Below are 15,358 nucleotides of genomic sequence, written 5' to 3' on the forward strand. Positions count from 1 at the left end.
ACGAAGGGCGTGAGGGGGCACGATCATCGAGGCGCCTCGATATCCTAACCGCCGAGGACGTAAATAGGAAAACGAATCGCGCGCCGATTTGGCGTATTTTGAAGGCGTTTTTCTTGGGTCTGCCGCCGCTCGGAGCGGCGGCTTCCTCCGCCGGCGCGGGAGCGCGCGGGCGCGGGCCGCCGGACGAGCGGGCACGGCGTGCTGGGCCGTCGGCGGTGCATGCCGGTGCGGTTTGGTCGTCGGGTACTGTCGCTGGACGTGGCCAAGCCGGCGCCCGACGCGCACGGCGGAGCGAGTCGCCGGGCCGTGTTCGTCGCGGACGTCAAGGCCGAGGCGGCTCGATGCGTTCCCGAGCTGAGCGACCTATCGAGGCAAATGGGGCGTCGGAAACGGGCGGAGCGGGCTCATGGGTGAGCGCTCCAGAGGCTTCGCTCGGCGCACTGTCGAGGGCCCGTGCTCCGCGCGTGGCGCTGGGGTCCGGCGTCCGCGTAGCGACCCGGCGAACCGTGCGTCTCCCCCGGGACTGTGCTTCCGGGGACTTCAGGGGGACGAGCCTCGTCAGAGCCGACCCCCCTGAAGCTCGTCCGATCGCTGCCGGCGGTCCCACCCGGCGGCCCCACCCAGGTTCGCCTTCGCGGTGCCGGTGCCGGTGCCGCCCCACCCAGGTTCGCCTTCGCGGCGGTGCCGCCCCACCCAGGTTCGCCTTCGCGGCGGTGCCGCCCCACCCAGGTTCGCCTTCGCGGCGGTGCCGCCCCACCCAGGTTCGCCTTCGCGGGGGACGACGTGGCGCTCGTGGGTACGCTGCCGGTGGCCCTACCCAGGTTCGCCTTCGCGGGGGACGACGTGGCGCTCGTGCATGGGTTTCGGCGGAGCGATCCCGCGGCGTGCTCCGCCCTGTACGACCGGCGTGCCGAGCACGTCCGCCGGGGGCTCTACCGGCTGCTCGGCTTTCATCGCAACCTCGCGGACCTGCACCACGACGTCTTCGTGCGCACGCTCGGGTAGCTGTCGAAGCTCGAGGACCCGAGCGCGCCCGAGGGATGGCTCACGATGATCGCGGTGCACGAGGCGTGCTCGTCGATCGGCTGCATGAAACAGTGCAGCTGGCTCTGGTTCCTGCCGAGCGACGACCTGCTGGAGGTCGAGTACGGCGTTGCGTCGGGTGAGGTGCTGGACGCCTTGCGGGCGACCTACGCGGCCTCGACACACTCCTGGCGCGCGGCGGCGCTGCTCCTCGCTGGGACCGCGTTTGTGCTCGTGGCGCGCCGGCACGCCTACGGCTTCGAGCTCGGGATGGCAGAGCCGGGGGTGTCGGGGCGTGGATCGCGGCGCCCCTGCGGCGGAGCTTCGGATCCGGTTCTCCGACGGATAGCTGCTCCGCCGCACGCCGGGTCGGTGCGCCCGCGTTGCCACGGTGGATGCGGATGGCGCAGAGATTGCCGTCGAGGGGCGCTCGACCTGTAGGTCGTCCGTCGGGAGCGCTCGCGCTGGACGGTGCGGGTGGGTCCGTTCCAGGTGCACGTGATCGGGAAGCGCTTCGAAATCCGGTGGGATCCGCAGACCGAGCAGTTCGGGGTGGCCCTGCGCGAGGGGGCGTTCTCCGCCTACGGGCTGGTCATGGGCGATGCGCGTGCCGTCCGCGTCGGCGAGCGGCTCATGGTTTCGCTCGCGACAAACTCGCTCGAGGTGGGGCCGATCGACGCGACAACGTTGACCGACGCTGCCGGCCGGCCGGCCGCAACCTCGGTCGGCGGCGGCGGCCGCAACCTCGGTCGGCGGCGGCGGCCGCAACCTCGGTCGGCGGCCGCAACCTCAGTCAGCGCCGGCGGCCGCAACCTCGGTCGGCGGCCGCAACCTCAGTCAGCGCCGGCGGCCCAACCTCAGTCAGCGCCGGCGGCGCAACCTCGGTCGGCGCGACGGCGGCGACGCTCGTCAGCTCGGATGAGCCGTCTTCGCGCCCTCCGGGGGCTCCATCTCAGGAACCTGATCCGGAGCATGAGCGCATGAACCGACGGATGATGGCTCTCGGAGCCGTGGCCATGTTGATCCGCGGTTGTGACGAGATCACCTCCCCCGTTCCAGGGCGGATGGGGCCACGCCGAAGCCCCCTCCTGCTCCGGCCGCAGCGCCGCGGATCCCGATGTCATCGTCCAGGTCGTGCCGTCCGAGCTCTTCACGGACGGCGTCATCGATCTGTCGGCTTCGCGGATCAGCCATCGCGAAGAGCTGGCCTACCCCGGTTGCTGGGCCACGGGCGCAGGCCGCTCAGGGTTCCGGGTCACGCTCGAGATCGTCAGCAGCGACGACGCCTCTCTCTTCGTGAAGCTGCGCGGCCCCGCCAACGACGACCTCTCGCTCGACGGAGACTACACGGTCGACCGCTGCGGCGCGGCGACCGCCCCGGCACCTGACGGGTGAACATCAGCCTCCGCCCACGATCGAGCGCTGCTGCACAGCGGCCGCACCGGCGCCAGACCGGCGCTCTTCACCGCGCCCCCGCCCGCTCGCTCCGGCGGTCGGCCTGCTCCTGGTCCGGTCCCCCGGGTCCCATCCTCGCGCGGCGCGCGATCCACCGGCGTCTCGCCTCGTTGCCGCCTGGTCGGCTGCCGCGTCCGCGCCTATGCTTCACGCCCGCGCTGCCCTCGGGGCGCGAAGCGGGCCACGCCACGCAGGAGCGACGCGCATGATCCAGATTTTCGGCACCGCCAAGTGCAAGGCCACGCGGGCGGCGCAGCGCTTCTTCGCCGACCGCGGCATCAAGGTGCAGCTCGTCGACGTGCGCGAGAAGGGCCTCTCCAAGGGGGAGCTCGCGAGCGTGGCGCGCGCCGTGGGCGGCATGCGCGCGCTCTACGACGCGGAGGGCGCGCGGGTGAAGGAGCGCGGCCTGCATCACCTCGGCCCGAGCGAGGCGCGGCTCGCCGAGCTCCTGCTGGACGATCCGCTCCTGCTCCGCACGCCCATCGTGCGCGACGGCGCGCGCGCGTGCGTCGGCCAGGCCGAGGCGACGTGGAAGGCCTTCGCGGAGGCCGCCAAGGCCGGCTGAGGCGCTCACGCGACCGCCGCGGGAGCCCCCGACGGCGCGCCGTCACGCCGTCACCCCCCAGGCGCGCGCCCGTACTCCTTGAGCTTGCGGTACAGCGTTGACACGCCGATCCCGAGCTCGGCCGCGGTCCGCGTCTGGTTGCCGCCGTTGCGCGCCAGCGCGGCCAGGATGTGCTCCTTCTCGACCTCGCCGAGCGTCCGCGCGCGCTCCCCGGGCGCCGGCGCGCGCGGGCCGGCGTCCGGCGGCTGCAGGGCCGAGCGCACCTCCTCGGGCAGATCGTCGGCCTCGACCCGCCGGGCCTCGGCGAGCGCCACGGCGCGCTCCATGGCGTTCTCCAGCTCCCGCACGTTGCCGGGCCACGCGTACCGGACCAGTCGATCGGCCGCGCCGGGGCTGAGGCGCGGCGCCGGCCGCCGCATGCGCGCGGCCGCCTGCGCGAGCAGCGCCCGCGCGAGCGGCAGGATGTCCTCCCGGCGCTCGCGCAGCGGCGGGAGCCGGAGCTCGACCACCTTCAGCCGATAGTAAAGGTCCTTCCTGAATCGGCCGGACGCCACCTCCGCGGCGAGCTCGCGGTTGGTCGCCGCCACCACCCGCACGTCGACCGGGCGGCTGCGGTTCTCGCCCACCCGGCGCACCTCGCGCGCCTGCAGCGCCCGGAGCAGCTTCACCTGCACCCCCGCCGGCAGCTCGCCCACCTCGTCGAGGAACAGCGTCCCCCCGGCCGCCGCCTCGAAGATCCCCGCGCGGTCCCGCGTCGCGCCCGTGAAGGCGCCGCGCGCGTGCCCGAAGAGCTCGCTCTCGAGCAGCGGCTCCGGGATCGCCGCGCAGTTGATGGCGAGCATCGACGCTCGCGCGCGGGGCGAAGCGTCGTGGACGAGCCGCGCCACCCGCTCCTTCCCGGTGCCGCTCTCGCCCGTGATCAGCACCGTGGCGTCCACCTGGGCCACCCGCCGCGCGAGCTCCAGCACGCGCTGCATGGCCAGGCTCGACGCGACGATGCCGCCCGGCTCCGCCGCCGCCGCGGTCCGCAGGAGCGTCTCCGCGCGCGCCTTCAGCCTGCGCTCGGCGCGCCCCAGCGCCTCGGCGGCGCGGCGCAGCGAGGCGTCGAGGCGATCCTCCTGGAAGAACGGCAGGTGCGGATCGAGCTCGGCGCCCCAGGCCTCGGCCGTGCGACCGGCGAACAGGCAGCTCGCGTCGCCACGGCCGAGGCAGCGGCGCTCGATCACGTAGATGTCCCGGCCCTCGACGCAGCTCAGGTAGCCGCTCGCGAAGCCCGCGAGCGTCCAGCACACCGGCGACTCCGCGCGGCCGAGGTGCAACAGGTGCTGCTCCGCCTCGTACGAGGCCTCCACCGTCGCTCCCTCGGGCGACAGCGGGCCGTCCGCGCCCGGCGCGAGGCGGATCATCCCCTGAAGCGCGTGGATGCGCCCGCCAGCGTTGCGCCACTCCTCGTCGCTCTCCAGCGGCAGCTCGGCGCGCGCCGCCTCGGCCGTGCGGAAGCCGTGCGCGAAGCCGAAGCGGGTGAGGATCGCGCGGGCGGCCGCCGCCCCCAGCGCGTCGATGAGCTGCTTGCGCAGGAGGCCCATCGCGACAGTATCGAGCAGGATCGCTCGCGCCCCGGAGAAGCGGAGCTCGCCGGCCTGCGGATCGACCGTGAGGAGCTCCGAGAGATCGAGATCCGCTGCGCGCATGCTGCCTGCCGGGTCGGCGTGACCGGAGCATAGGTGGCTCGCCGGGCGCGCGGAAGGCTCGGACGCGCCGCTCCGCGCCCGGCCGGGATCGCGCGGCGCGGCGCCCGCCCGACCGCTGCGCCACGAAACATCCCGGCGAGCGCGCGTCACAGCCGAGCGTGGTAGTCCTGGATGACGTCGTGATGCGCCTGAGACATGACCGGTCCGGTCGAGAGGCGCTTTATGCGTAGCTCCCTGAATCGCCACGAGAGCTGTGATGGCGACACGCCTGGGGCCTGCGCGTCAGAGGCGTCCGACCTTCCTGGTGCGCCGCGTCGAGATCAGAGCGGCTTTTTCGCGCGGTAGCGCGCGTAGCAACCCGGGCAGCGCCACTCCATCATCCTCCGCCCGTTCGCGTCGGCGGTCCGCGTCAGCCGCCAGCCATAACGAGAGCTGATGAGCGTGTAGTTGGTCTCCGTCTTCGGTGCAGGCATACCGCAATCCACGCACTTCTGCGCGACGCGCTGCTCGCTGTCCGGCGGCTCTCTCGTCGTGTGACCCGACGCAGGGGCCGTGCTCTTCGGACCATCGAGCGTTCCCGGGTAAAATGAATCCCGCCTCGTCGCCGACATCTGTACCTCAGGGGGTGCGCCGAAAGGCCGCTGAGCGTGCCGCCTCGCCCGCCCTCGGGGCGCCCGGAGGCTAGCCGTGAGAAGTGTACCGAAGTACGTCTCAAGCGCCAAGGTTGATCTCGGCGAGACGAGCCCTCACGGGGGAGCAGGCCTCTCGTGCATCGAGCGCATGTCGCGGCTCCGGCAGCGATCACCCGGATTGCGGATGGACGCCTACAGCGCGCGAGGTCGACCCCGCTTGTCTCCCTGATGCGCGCTCGCGTGCGCTGCGTGGGTGACGGGCACGTGAAGACCCTCGACCCTTGCATTCCCATTCTCGATCGGCGGTCCGATCACAAGACGGGGACTGGCGTCATCAACCTCGGCACGCGGGGTTCTACGTGCTCGGCGGGTCGACGCTCGTGGCCACCGGGATGTTCGTCGGGCTCGGCGCAGCCAGCATGGCCGAGCGCAGGGCGCTCCACGCGCGCCGCGCGTCATTCTGCCACGACGCGCAGGGAAGCTGGTGCGTACCCGGTTTCGCATTGCCGCCCGCTCGCCCGCCGCTTGCGGGGCGGCGAGCGCTGCGATGCTGCTCATCTGGCTCGTCCCACCACGCTGCCCCGGGCTCGGCGCGGGCCGGCCCGCCGCGGCGTCGGTCGAGGTCGTCCCGTCGTCCGGGCGCGCTCCTGGCGCCTGTCGTCCGGGCGCGCTCCTGGCGCTCGGCGGGGGCCTGTAGGTGTAGGCAGCGACGGGCCGGAGCGCGCTCCCGCGATCACCGCTCGCGGTGCCGCTCCTCGACGTGGTGCCGTCGACGCTCCGCGCGAGGCTTCTTCGCCGGGCGGGCCGGGGTCGCCGGCCTGGCCTCCGCCCCCGCCTTGACCGTCGCGCCCGCCCTGACCGTCGCGCCTGCCCGGACCGTGACCGCTGGCCTCGCCGGCGCCGCCGGCCGGACCGTGGCCGCGTGGCGCCCGTGGTCGCGGTGCTGCACGTGGCCGCGGTGCACGTGGTGCCCGCGGTCGTGGTGCACCTGGGGATGGTGGTGGTGGTGGTGCGCGCGGCGGCGCTCGAAGTCGACGCGGTAGTGGACCAGCGCGCGCGGCTCGTCGCGGTAGTAGACCCAGCCGTGGCGCGACGGATAGTACCAGCGGCCGTCCACGTAGTAGACGTAGCTCCCGCGGTAGTAGACGCGCGGGTAGGTCTCGACGTGGACCGGCGGCGCTGCGATGTGAACGACTGGCTCCTCGTACACCGCGAACTCGTGGTACGTGACCGTCGCGGGCGCGGCGGCCCTGGTGTGGACCTCCGCCGCGCATCCGGTCGCGCCGAGGAGCGCGAGCGCGACGAGCGCGGCCAGCGCGGCGAGCTTGCTGCGCTGCGGGGAATGCGCCGTGGCTGTGGGGGACGAGTGTTCGAGGACTGGCACGTTCATCTCCATGGGGTTCACAGGAGCAACTGCGATGCCACCCGGCAGCCCGGAGGCAGCCGCCGGCGCCTGGCAGCGCGCCTGCTCCTGGTATAGCGCTTGCTGACCCTCCGCGCATCGGCGCGACCGCGCCAGACTTGGATAAAGGAAGACGATCCCATGAAACTCTCGAAGGTGCTCTCGGGTCTCGCTGGCTGCGTCCTCTCCACTGCCTCGCTCACGGGGTGCATCATCGTCGCTGATGACGATGACCACGTTCACGTCGCGAGCGGCTCGCTCACCGTCGCGATGACCATCGACGGCAGCGACGACTCGTGGGAGTGCTTCGATCACGACGTGAGCGGGCTCGCGGTCAGCGTCGAGGACGAGGCAGGCTTCCTCGTCGCGGACGGTGTCGTGGACTGCGAGGATTTCGCCCTCACGATCGGCGGCCTCTCCGACGGTTACTACGACGTCGATGTCTGGCTCGTGGATTTCGACGGGTACACCATCAGCGATATCGTGCGCGTCGAGGGCGTCGACGTGCTCGACGGCCACGAGACGATCGTGGACGTCGATTTCCCCTGGACGTGGATCGACTCGTGAGGCGCGCGGCTCGCCCGAGCGGCGGCGCGTAGGCCGTACCGTCGGCGGTCGCTCGCGCCGCTCAGAACTTCTCCACCGACGGGCGCACGTCGAGCTCGTGGGTCCAGGCGCTCGGCGGCTGGGCGTGGAGCTGGAAGTACGTCTCCGCCAGCGCCTCCGGGGCGAGCAGCGTGGCGGCGTCTCGGTCCGGCGCCATGCCGCGCACGCGGGGCGTGTCGATCAGCCCGTCGACGATCACGTGCGCCACATGGATGCCGCGCGGGCCGAGCTCGCGCGCGAGCGACTGGGCGAGGGCGCGGAGGCCGAACTTGCCCACCGCCAGGGCCGCGAAGCGCGCGCCGCCGCGGAGCGACGCCGTGGCGCCGGTGAAGAGGAGCGTTCCCCGGCCCCGCGCGAGCATGTCGGGCAGCGCGGCCTGCGCGCTCAGGAAGCCGCCGAGGCAGTTGATCTTCCAGGCGTCCTCGAGCTCTCGCGGCGTGAGCTCCAGGGCGCCGGCCATGCGAAATACACCGGCGTTGTAGATCATCGCCTCCGCCGGGCCGAGGGCTTCCTTCACCCGCGCGAAGGCCGCCGCGACCGAGGCCGGATCGGCGGCGTCCGCGGGGACGCTCAGGGCGCGCCCGCCGGCCTGCTCGATCTCCCGCTGCACGGCCTCGCAGGTGGTGGCCGTCCGGGCCACGAGCCCGATGGAGAATCCCGCGCTCGCAAAACGCCTGGACACCGCGGCTCCCAGGCCGGGGCCCACACCGACGACGACAGCTACCCTGTTCGAGCTCATGCGTTGACCACCTTCCTGCCGGGCCTCGCGCCCGGCGAACGCTGGCACATTACCCTCGCCCGGGGCTCGCAGCCGCGCGCGTCGCACCCGCCTGGAGCAGATCCTCGTCAAGGCGCGTGATGCGCCCCGCGCCGTGACGGGGATCCGCCTCGAAGCTCGGCGAGGTCGCCCTCTGTTGGGGCCCTCCACTGACGCACGAAGAACGGCCACGCGTCGTGGAGATACACGCCGAACGGGACCCACCAGATGAGGTCGTTCGTCAGGCAGAGAACGGCGGACCGGGGCGGCCACTGCCCGGTCGCGAGCAGGGCCGCGAGGCCGATCGGCCCGAGGAGCTTGCCGAGGAGGCCGACGGCGGCGAGGAGGAAGCCGCGTTCCGGGGCGCGCGCGACCTCCGCATAGAGGATGGCGTAGACCCCGACCACCATCCCGAGGCAGGCGAAGATCGCGGGGTGGTTGAGGGGCGGCATGCCCGCGAAGCGAAACAGCCATTGCGGGTCGAGCGCCGCGTAAAGCCCCCAGCAGGCGTTGTAGAGGGCGGCGAGCGAGAAGACGGCGCGGTGCAGTCGGCGGCGGGGGATCATGGGGCCTCTCAGGCGTCGGGCGTGAGGGCCAATATATCCGCGGCCCGCGCGAACCTGAAGAACGCGGCCACGATCGGGGAGGGATTCCCCTTACCGCTGATCCTGCTGACTGCCTTGCTGCTGCGCGTACGCCTGCGGGCCTTGCTGCTGGCCGCGTTGCTGCTGGCCGAGCTTAGACGCCCTGCTGCTGGCCGCGTTGCTGCTGGCCGAGCTGGGCGCCCTGCTGCTGGCCGCGTTGCTGTTGGCCGAACTGGGCGCCCTGCTGCTGGCCGCGTTGCTGCTGGCCGAGCTGGGCACCCTGCTGCTGGTCGCGTTGCTGCTGGACGAGCTGGGCGCCCTGCTGCTGGCCGCGTTGCTGCTGGACGAGCTGGGCACCCTGCTGTCCGAACTGGGCGCCCCGCTGCCCGGACTGCGCGCCCTGCTGTCCTCGCTGCTGGACGCCTTGCTGCCCGAACTGGGCGCCCTGCTGCTGGCCGCGCTGCTGCTGCGCTTGCTTCTGCGGGCCCTGCTGCTGGCCGCCTTGCTGCCCGTACTGGCCGCCTTGCTGCCCGTACTGACCGCCTTGCTGCCCGTACTGGCCGCCTTGCTGCCCGCGCTGGGCGCCTTGCTGCTGGCCGCCTTGCTGCTGCTCCTGCAGCAGCGTGCAGAAGAGCTGCTCGGCCTCTCTCAGGTGCTGCTCGACGTCCGCTCGCATCGCCTTCACCTGAGCGCGCACCCTCGCGTTGTCCGCGCTCGCGACGAACGGCATGTCGAGGAGCTCGAGGGCGCGGCGATGGAAGGAGACCTGCGCCCAGATGTAGGCGATGTCGAACTCGGCGCCTTCCTGGTCTTCCAGCGACTCGCTCAGCTCGGTCGAGCTGGCCTCGAGCTGTTCGCAGCGCGAGCAGGCCTCGATGCTGGCCCTGCCGCCCTTCGACAGCTCCGCCCCGCGCTGCCCCGCCTGCGAGTGCTCCTCGATGATCTGCTCGGCGTAGCGCTGCACCTCCGGAGACTCGGCCTTGTCTCGGGCGATCTCCGACAGCTGGACCTCCTTCTGGTGAATGAGCGAGACCAGCAACGTGATCTCCGCCTCCGACCCCTGCTGCATCGCGCCTTGCCGGCCGCCCTGCCCGCGGTCGCCTTGCCTGTCGACTCGACTGCCGATCTCGCCGCGGCCTCCCTGCCTGCCGCCTTGATAGCCGGCCTGCTCGCCGCACTCGTGCGTGCCGCCGACGCGGTGGCCGCCGGCCTGCCCGCCGACGCGCTGCCCGCCTTGCTGGCCGGCCTGCCCGCCGCGGTGCCCGCCTTGCTGGCCGGCCTGCCCGCCGCGGTGCCCGCCTTGCTGGCCGGCCTGCCCGCCGCGGTGCCCGCCGCCGCCCCTCGCGCCGTCTCTGCCTGTCTGGCCGCCGCTCCTGTCTGCGTCCGTGGTGCCCCTGCCGGTCCCCTGGTCGCCGGCCGTCCCCTCGCGGCCCGCCTCGGCATCCTCGTCGCCGCCGATGCAGCCGCCAGCCCCCGCGAGGACAAAGCTCCCCGCGAACATGATCGCCATGAGGCGACCTGAACGATTGCCCAACATCTGCTTGCTCCTTGCTCGATATCGGCGCGCTGTCGCGCTCACCTGCCGGTTATCGGCCCCCAACATCTGGGTTCGCGCCGCGGGGATGGTGAGCGAGGGGGAGCCCGAAGCCGGCATCGTCTTTTCCCCGAGAGCGCCACGCCTCCGGCGCGATCTGCGCGAGAATCGTAGTCGCGCTCAACGTCGACCCTGCCCGTCGCAAAACAGCCTGCCCGCAGCTGCGGCTCTCTCTCACGCTCATTGACCTCTCCGCGCATGCGCCCGCCCGGAGCGCCGCCCCGGAGCCGCCGCTCGCCCCCGTCCGCGCCGGCGCGGGCCGGACAGGCCGCCTGACAGCCGAGCCGCCGTGCGCGCCCCCAAGAACCTGCTCGCCGCGCGCCGACGGGAACCCTCCGGCGCGCGCGGCTGTCACACGGGGCCATGCCGCCGACCGTCGTTCGGTTCTTCGTCCTCGCCTATGCCATCACCTGGCTATGCCAGCTGCCGCTCGTCCTCCAGCAGTGGGGCGCGCCCATCCCGCCGGAGGCCGCCATGGCGCCGCTCGCGCTCGGCGCCGTCGGCCCCTCGATCGCAGCAGCGGTGTGCGCCTGGAAGGAGCGCGGCCGCGCCGGGCTCTCCGGGCTGTTCTCACCGCGCCGCGCCCCCGCGGGCTGGGCCTACGCGCCGCTCGCGCTGTGCATGCCGGCGCTACTGCACCTCCTCGGCCTCGCGCTGCTCGCGCTCGCCGGCGGGAGCGCGCCGGCGACGCTCCTCTACGCCCCGATCACCCCGGAGCAGCGCGGCATCGCCGTGCTCGCGCCCCTCGGCGAGGAGCTCGGCTGGCGCGGCTATGCCCTCCCGCGGCTCCTGCCGGCGCACGGGCCCGTTCGCGCCAGCCTCATCATCGGCGCTGCGTGGACCCTCTGGCACCTTCCCATGATGTGCCTGCCGGGCGTCCCGTGGTGGTCGCTCCCGCTGAGCGCGCTCTTCATCACCTCGCTGAGCGTGTTGATGACGGCGCTGCACCTCGCCTCCGGCGGCAGCATGCTCGTCGCGTGGGCGGCGCACCTCGGCATCCACCTCGACAACGTCTCGCGCGCGCACCTTTCCGGCGACGGCGCGACGCCGCTCCTCGTGACGACGATCGCCGCGATCGCCGCCGCCGCGGTCGCGGCGCGGCGCATGCAGACCCGGCAGGCGTGGGCGGAGGCCGCGGCGGCGCAGCCTCGATCGCGCGCGGCGTGAGCCGCTCCGGCCGCGGCCTCGCGCGACGGGGCCGCGCGCGATCCGGCCCGCGCCGCCGCTCGCTGCGCCGCCTTTCGCAGCGCCGCCGATGAGCGTAAGCTCCGGGCGATAGCCGCCCGAGCGACGCCTCGGCCCCGCCCCGAGCCTCCGGTTGCGGTCACTCTATGGGAACCTCCGCGCACCCCCGCCCGTCCTCCGGGCCCTCGATCAGCGTCGACGCCATGGACATCGAAGCCCTGAAGCGCGAGCTCGAGCGGCTCCGCGCCGTGGCTTCCCGCGATCGCGGGTGGCTCAACGCGGTGCTCGAGCACAGCCCGCACGGCGTCATCATCTGCGACGCCTCCGGGAAGCTCGTCCTGCACAACCGATCGGCCGAGCGCATCTGGGCCGGCAGCGCCTCGACCGAGTCGATGCAGGACTGGACGCTGTATCGCGCCTTCCACGAGGATGGCCGCCCGTACGAGGCCGCCGACTGGGCGATGGCGCGCGCGATGTCCGCGAGGCAGGTCATCGAGAGCGAGGAGACCCGCATCCAGCGCTTCGACGGGACGCGCGGCATGGTCCTCGGGAGCGCCGCGCCGATCATCGGGCCCGGAGGCGAGCTCGAGGGGGGGATCTCGGTGTTCGCCGACATCTCCCGGCTGAAGCAGGTCGAGGCGGAGCGCGGCGAGCTCGCGGCGCAGCTCTCGCGGCGCCTCGAGGAGCTCGATCGCAGCGCCCGGCTCACGCAGGCGCTGCTCGCGATCAGCTCCGCGCTGAGCGGCGCGATGACGATCGAACAGATGGCCTCCGCCGTCGTCTGCGACGTCCACCGCGTGCTCGGCGCCTCGACCACGATGATGTACGCGGCGGACGCGGCGGCCGGGGCCGCGACGCTGATCGCCCAATCGGGGCTGGAGGAGCAGCGCGCGAGCCCTTACGCGATCGTGCCGCTCGACGCCCGACTGCCGCTCTCGGAGGCGCTCCGGCAGCGCCGCCCGATCTGGGTGGGCACCCAGAGGAGCTTGTACGCGGCGTACCCCGAGCTCGCGGCGCTCAGGCCTGCTCGCGACGACATCCAGGCGCTCGCCGTCCTGCCGATCGTCGCCCACGGAGAGCTGCTCGGCGCGCTCTCGTTCTCGTTCGCGGCCGAGCGGGCGTGGACCGACGAAGAGCGCGAGTTCTTGCTCAGCGTGGCCGCGCAGTGCGCGTCGGCGCTCGACCGGGCGCGCCTGCTCGAGCAGGAGCGACAGGCCCGGGCGCGCGCGGAGATGCTCGCGGCCGAGCTCGAGCGGCAGCAGGCGACCTTGCGCCTGCTGAGCGAGGCGGGCGCCGTGCTCTCGAACTCGCTCGACGTCGGGGCGCGGCTCGCGCACCTGACCCACCTCGCCGTGCCCACGCTCGCGGACTGGTGCGCCGTCGACATGCTGAACGGCGACACCGTCGAGCGCGTGGCCGTTCACCACTGCGATCCGGCGAAGATCGAGCTGGGCGCGCGCCTGCGGGCGATGTCCCCGCCCCGGCACGACGCCCCGACGGGCGTGCCCGCGGTCATCCGCACCGGTCGCCCCGAGTGGATGGCCGACATCCCGGGCTCGATGCTCGAGTCCGCCGCGATGAACCCCGAGCACCTGCGCCTGATCCGGTCGCTGGGCCTCAGGTCCTATGTCGTCGTCCCGCTCCGGGGGCGCGATCGGAACATCGGGGCGCTCACGCTGGTCCACGCCGAGTCGGGCCGGCGCTTCTGCGAGGCGGACGTCGCGCTCGCCGAGGAGCTCGCGAACCGCGTGGCCTTGCAGATCGACAACGCGAGGCTGTTCCAGCAGGTCGACGCGTCTCGCCAGCAGCTCGCGGGCCTGTTCAACCAGGCGCCGGCCGGCATCTGCATCATGCGCGGCCCCGAGCACGTCTTCGAGCTGGTGAATCCGACGTATCGAGACATCCTCGGCGGACGAGAGGTGCTGGGCAGGCCGATCCGGGGCGCGCTCCCCGAGCTGGACGGCCAAGGCATCTTCGAGCTCCTGGACGCGGTCTACCGGAGCGGTCAACCCTACGTCGGCACGTCGGTGCCCCTCCGCCTGCGCCGCGGCGCCGCCGGACCGGAGGAAGAGCGCTTCTTCAACTTCGTCTACCAGGCGATGCGCGCGCCGGACGGCAGCACCGAGGGCGTCATGGCGTTCGCGTTCGAGGTGACCGATCAGGTGCTGGCGCGCCGCCACGTCGAGCAGCTCGCGATCGAGCTCGCCACGAGCGAGGCGCGCCTCCGGACGCTGGTCCAGGCGACCACGGCCGTCGTGTGGACGGCCACGGCGGACGGCAAGGTCGTCGAGAGCTCGCCGAGCTGGCTCGAGTTCACGGGCCAGGACGAGGCCGAGTACCTGGAGAGCGGCTTCCTGCGAGCGGTCCACCCCGACGATCGGGAGGCGATGATGCGGGCGTGGGCGGACGCGACGGCGCGCGGCGCCGTGTACGAAGCCGAGTACAGGCTCCGCCGGAGAGACGGCTCGTATGCCCATACGGTGGCGCGCGCGGCGCCGGTCCGCGCCACGGACGGCAGCGTGCGCGAGTACGTGGGCTGCAACATGGATATCAGCCAGCAGCGCGAGGCCGAGCGGCTCACGCGAGAGCACGCCGAGGTGCTCGAGACGCTCCACGAGGTGGGGCAGGTGCTGTCGGCGGAGCTCGAGCTCGACGCGCTCGTCCAGTCGGTCACGGACGCGGGGACGAAGCTCTCCGGCGCGGAGTTCGGCGCGTTCTTCTACAACGTGAGCGACGCGCAGAGCGGCAGCTACATGCTGTACGCGCTCTCGGGGGCGCCGAGGGAGGCCTTCTCGCGCTTCCCGATGCCGCGCAACACGGCGCTGTTCGCGCCGACGTTCCGCGGAGAGGGCGTGATCCGCCTCGACGACGTGACCCGGGATCCGCGCTACGGAAAGAGCGCTCCTCATCACGGCCTGCCGGAGGGGCACCTCCCCGTCGCGAGCTACCTGGCCGTCCCCGTGGTCTCGCGGAGCGGCAAGGTCATCGGCGGCATGTTCTTCGGCCACCCGAAGCCGGGCGTCTTCACCGAGCGCTCCGAGCGCATCACCGTCGGCCTCGCCGCCCAGGCGGCGGTGGCGATGGACAACGCCCGGCTGTTCCGGGAGGCGCAGTCGCTCATCCGCGCGCTGGAGCGCACCAACGCCGAGCTCGACCAGTTCGCGTACGTGACGAGCCATGATCTGAAGGCGCCGCTCCGCGGCATCGCGAGCCTCGCCCAGTGGATCGAGGAGGACCTGTCGGACAAGCTCACCGAGGACACGCGCCAGCAGATGGAGATGCTGCGCGGCCGCGTGCGGCGCATGGAGGCCCTGATCGAGGGGATCCTGGCCTACTCCCGCGCCACGAGGTTCCGCGAGAAGCCGGAGAGCGTGGACCTCGAGAAGCTCTCGCGGGAGGTGGTCGAGCTCATCGCCCCCAAGCCGCCAGCGCGGGTCACGCTCGACGTGCCGCCCGCGACCCTGCGGACGTACCGGGTGCCGCTGCAACAGGTCTTGATGAACCTGATCACGAACGCGCTCAAGCACGCTGGCCGCGAGGATGCGGCGGTGTCCGTCTCCGCCCGGGAGCAGGGCGATCAGTACGAGTTCTCGGTGTTGGACAACGGGCCTGGCATCGCCCCTGCGTTTCAGGAGAAGGTGTGGGGGATGTTCCAGACGCTGCAGGCGCGCGACAAGGTGGAGAGCACCGGGATCGGCCTTGCCATCGTGCGGAAGATCGTGGAGAGCCGCGGCGGGCGGGCCTGGGTGGAGTCGGACGGCAAGAGCGGCGCGACCTTCCGGTTCACGTGGCCGAAGCGGGAAGAGGCGCAGGGCGCGGCGTAGCGCACGGCGCCTGGGGCGCTCGCTCTTGGAGACGCGGACA

General features: G+C 72.8%; 13 protein-coding genes. 7 read left to right on the forward strand and 6 right to left on the reverse strand.

Annotation, left to right across the window (positions count from 1 at the left end; genetic code table 11):
- Positions 1 to 792 precede the first annotated feature (792 nt).
- From WME98_RS25490 to WME98_RS25500, 3 genes are all read left to right on the forward strand, one after another.
- Positions 793 to 1,005, forward strand: a complete 213-nt coding sequence (locus WME98_RS25490) for a hypothetical protein (RefSeq protein ID WP_437953663.1) — start codon at positions 793 to 795, stop codon at positions 1,003 to 1,005.
- 1,050 nt (positions 1,006 to 2,055) lie between these two features.
- Positions 2,056 to 2,418 carry a hypothetical protein gene (locus tag WME98_RS25495; RefSeq protein WP_437953664.1) on the forward strand — a complete coding sequence of 121 codons (363 nt, stop codon included), beginning with the start codon at positions 2,056 to 2,058 and terminating at the stop codon, positions 2,416 to 2,418.
- A 265-nt stretch (positions 2,419 to 2,683) separates the two neighbouring features.
- Complete coding sequence (locus tag WME98_RS25500; protein ID WP_437953665.1) at positions 2,684 to 3,043, forward strand: arsenate reductase family protein; 360 nt, start codon at positions 2,684 to 2,686, stop codon at positions 3,041 to 3,043.
- Between the two features lie 50 nt (positions 3,044 to 3,093).
- Here the strand turns inward: WME98_RS25500 and WME98_RS25505 are convergent, their stop codons facing one another.
- Positions 3,094 to 4,734: a sigma 54-interacting transcriptional regulator gene (locus WME98_RS25505; protein ID WP_437953666.1), complete on the reverse strand. Its 1,641-nt coding sequence runs from the start codon at positions 4,732 to 4,734 to the stop codon at positions 3,094 to 3,096.
- Between the two features lie 320 nt (positions 4,735 to 5,054).
- Complete coding sequence (locus tag WME98_RS25510) at positions 5,055 to 5,207, reverse strand: hypothetical protein (protein WP_437335538.1); 153 nt, start codon at positions 5,205 to 5,207, stop codon at positions 5,055 to 5,057.
- Positions 5,208 to 5,913: 706 nt separating this feature from the next.
- On the opposite strand from WME98_RS25510, the gene WME98_RS25515 reads away from it, so the two are divergent.
- Positions 5,914 to 6,063, forward strand: a complete 150-nt coding sequence (locus WME98_RS25515; RefSeq protein WP_437953667.1) for a hypothetical protein — start codon at positions 5,914 to 5,916, stop codon at positions 6,061 to 6,063.
- Between the two features lie 36 nt (positions 6,064 to 6,099).
- Here WME98_RS25515 and WME98_RS25520 read toward each other — a convergent pair whose 3' ends face one another.
- Positions 6,100 to 6,750, reverse strand: coding sequence for a hypothetical protein (locus WME98_RS25520; RefSeq protein ID WP_437953668.1), 651 nt, complete (start codon positions 6,748 to 6,750; stop codon positions 6,100 to 6,102).
- Positions 6,751 to 6,909: 159 nt separating this feature from the next.
- On the opposite strand from WME98_RS25520, the gene WME98_RS25525 reads away from it, so the two are divergent.
- Complete coding sequence (locus tag WME98_RS25525; RefSeq protein WP_061623499.1) at positions 6,910 to 7,335, forward strand: hypothetical protein; 426 nt, start codon at positions 6,910 to 6,912, stop codon at positions 7,333 to 7,335.
- A 61-nt stretch (positions 7,336 to 7,396) separates the two neighbouring features.
- Here the strand turns inward: WME98_RS25525 and WME98_RS25530 are convergent, their stop codons facing one another.
- The 3 genes from WME98_RS25530 to WME98_RS25540 all read right to left on the reverse strand — a co-directional run bounded on the left by WME98_RS25530 (position 7,397) and on the right by WME98_RS25540 (position 10,252).
- Entirely contained in the window at positions 7,397 to 8,056 is a 660-nt protein-coding gene (locus WME98_RS25530; protein ID WP_437953669.1) for an SDR family NAD(P)-dependent oxidoreductase, read from the reverse strand.
- Positions 8,057 to 8,220: 164 nt separating this feature from the next.
- Positions 8,221 to 8,697 carry a hypothetical protein gene (locus tag WME98_RS25535; RefSeq protein ID WP_437953670.1) on the reverse strand — a complete coding sequence of 159 codons (477 nt, stop codon included), beginning with the start codon at positions 8,695 to 8,697 and terminating at the stop codon, positions 8,221 to 8,223.
- A gap of 172 nt (positions 8,698 to 8,869) precedes the next feature.
- Positions 8,870 to 10,252: a DUF4142 domain-containing protein gene (locus tag WME98_RS25540; RefSeq protein ID WP_437953671.1), complete on the reverse strand. Its 1,383-nt coding sequence runs from the start codon at positions 10,250 to 10,252 to the stop codon at positions 8,870 to 8,872.
- A gap of 420 nt (positions 10,253 to 10,672) precedes the next feature.
- Here WME98_RS25540 and WME98_RS25545 point away from each other — a divergent pair, with 420 nt between their 5' ends.
- Together WME98_RS25545 and WME98_RS25550 are read left to right on the forward strand one after the other, a co-directional pair.
- The gene (locus tag WME98_RS25545; RefSeq protein ID WP_437953672.1) at positions 10,673 to 11,476 is read left to right on the forward strand and encodes a CPBP family intramembrane glutamic endopeptidase; all 804 of its coding nucleotides are present in this window, start codon (positions 10,673 to 10,675) and stop codon (positions 11,474 to 11,476) included.
- 221 nt (positions 11,477 to 11,697) lie between these two features.
- Positions 11,698 to 15,318: a GAF domain-containing protein gene (locus WME98_RS25550; protein WP_437953673.1), complete on the forward strand. Its 3,621-nt coding sequence runs from the start codon at positions 11,698 to 11,700 to the stop codon at positions 15,316 to 15,318.
- Positions 15,319 to 15,358 lie beyond the last annotated feature (40 nt).

Origin of the sequence: Sorangium sp. So ce296 (assembly GCF_051529605.1) — a bacterium.
GTDB classification, from domain to species: domain Bacteria; phylum Myxococcota_A; class Polyangia; order Polyangiales; family Polyangiaceae; genus Sorangium; species Sorangium cellulosum_D.

Excerpts from the sequence above, each read along its gene's own strand:
- WME98_RS25500 (WP_437953665.1), top strand. The coding sequence starts at position 2,684 with ATGATCCAGATTTTCGGCACCGCCAAGTGCAAGGCCACGCGGGCGGCG.
- WME98_RS25505 (WP_437953666.1), bottom strand. The coding sequence starts at position 4,734 with ATGCGCGCAGCGGATCTCGATCTCTCGGAGCTCCTCACGGTCGATCCG.
- WME98_RS25510 (WP_437335538.1), bottom strand. The coding sequence starts at position 5,207 with ATGCCTGCACCGAAGACGGAGACCAACTACACGCTCATCAGCTCTCGT.
- WME98_RS25515 (WP_437953667.1), top strand. The coding sequence starts at position 5,914 with ATGCTGCTCATCTGGCTCGTCCCACCACGCTGCCCCGGGCTCGGCGCG.
- WME98_RS25525 (WP_061623499.1), top strand. The coding sequence starts at position 6,910 with ATGAAACTCTCGAAGGTGCTCTCGGGTCTCGCTGGCTGCGTCCTCTCC.
- WME98_RS25535 (WP_437953670.1), bottom strand. The coding sequence starts at position 8,697 with ATGATCCCCCGCCGCCGACTGCACCGCGCCGTCTTCTCGCTCGCCGCC.
- WME98_RS25540 (WP_437953671.1), bottom strand. The coding sequence starts at position 10,252 with ATGTTGGGCAATCGTTCAGGTCGCCTCATGGCGATCATGTTCGCGGGG.
- WME98_RS25545 (WP_437953672.1), top strand. The coding sequence starts at position 10,673 with ATGCCGCCGACCGTCGTTCGGTTCTTCGTCCTCGCCTATGCCATCACC.
- WME98_RS25550 (WP_437953673.1), top strand. The coding sequence starts at position 11,698 with ATGGACATCGAAGCCCTGAAGCGCGAGCTCGAGCGGCTCCGCGCCGTG.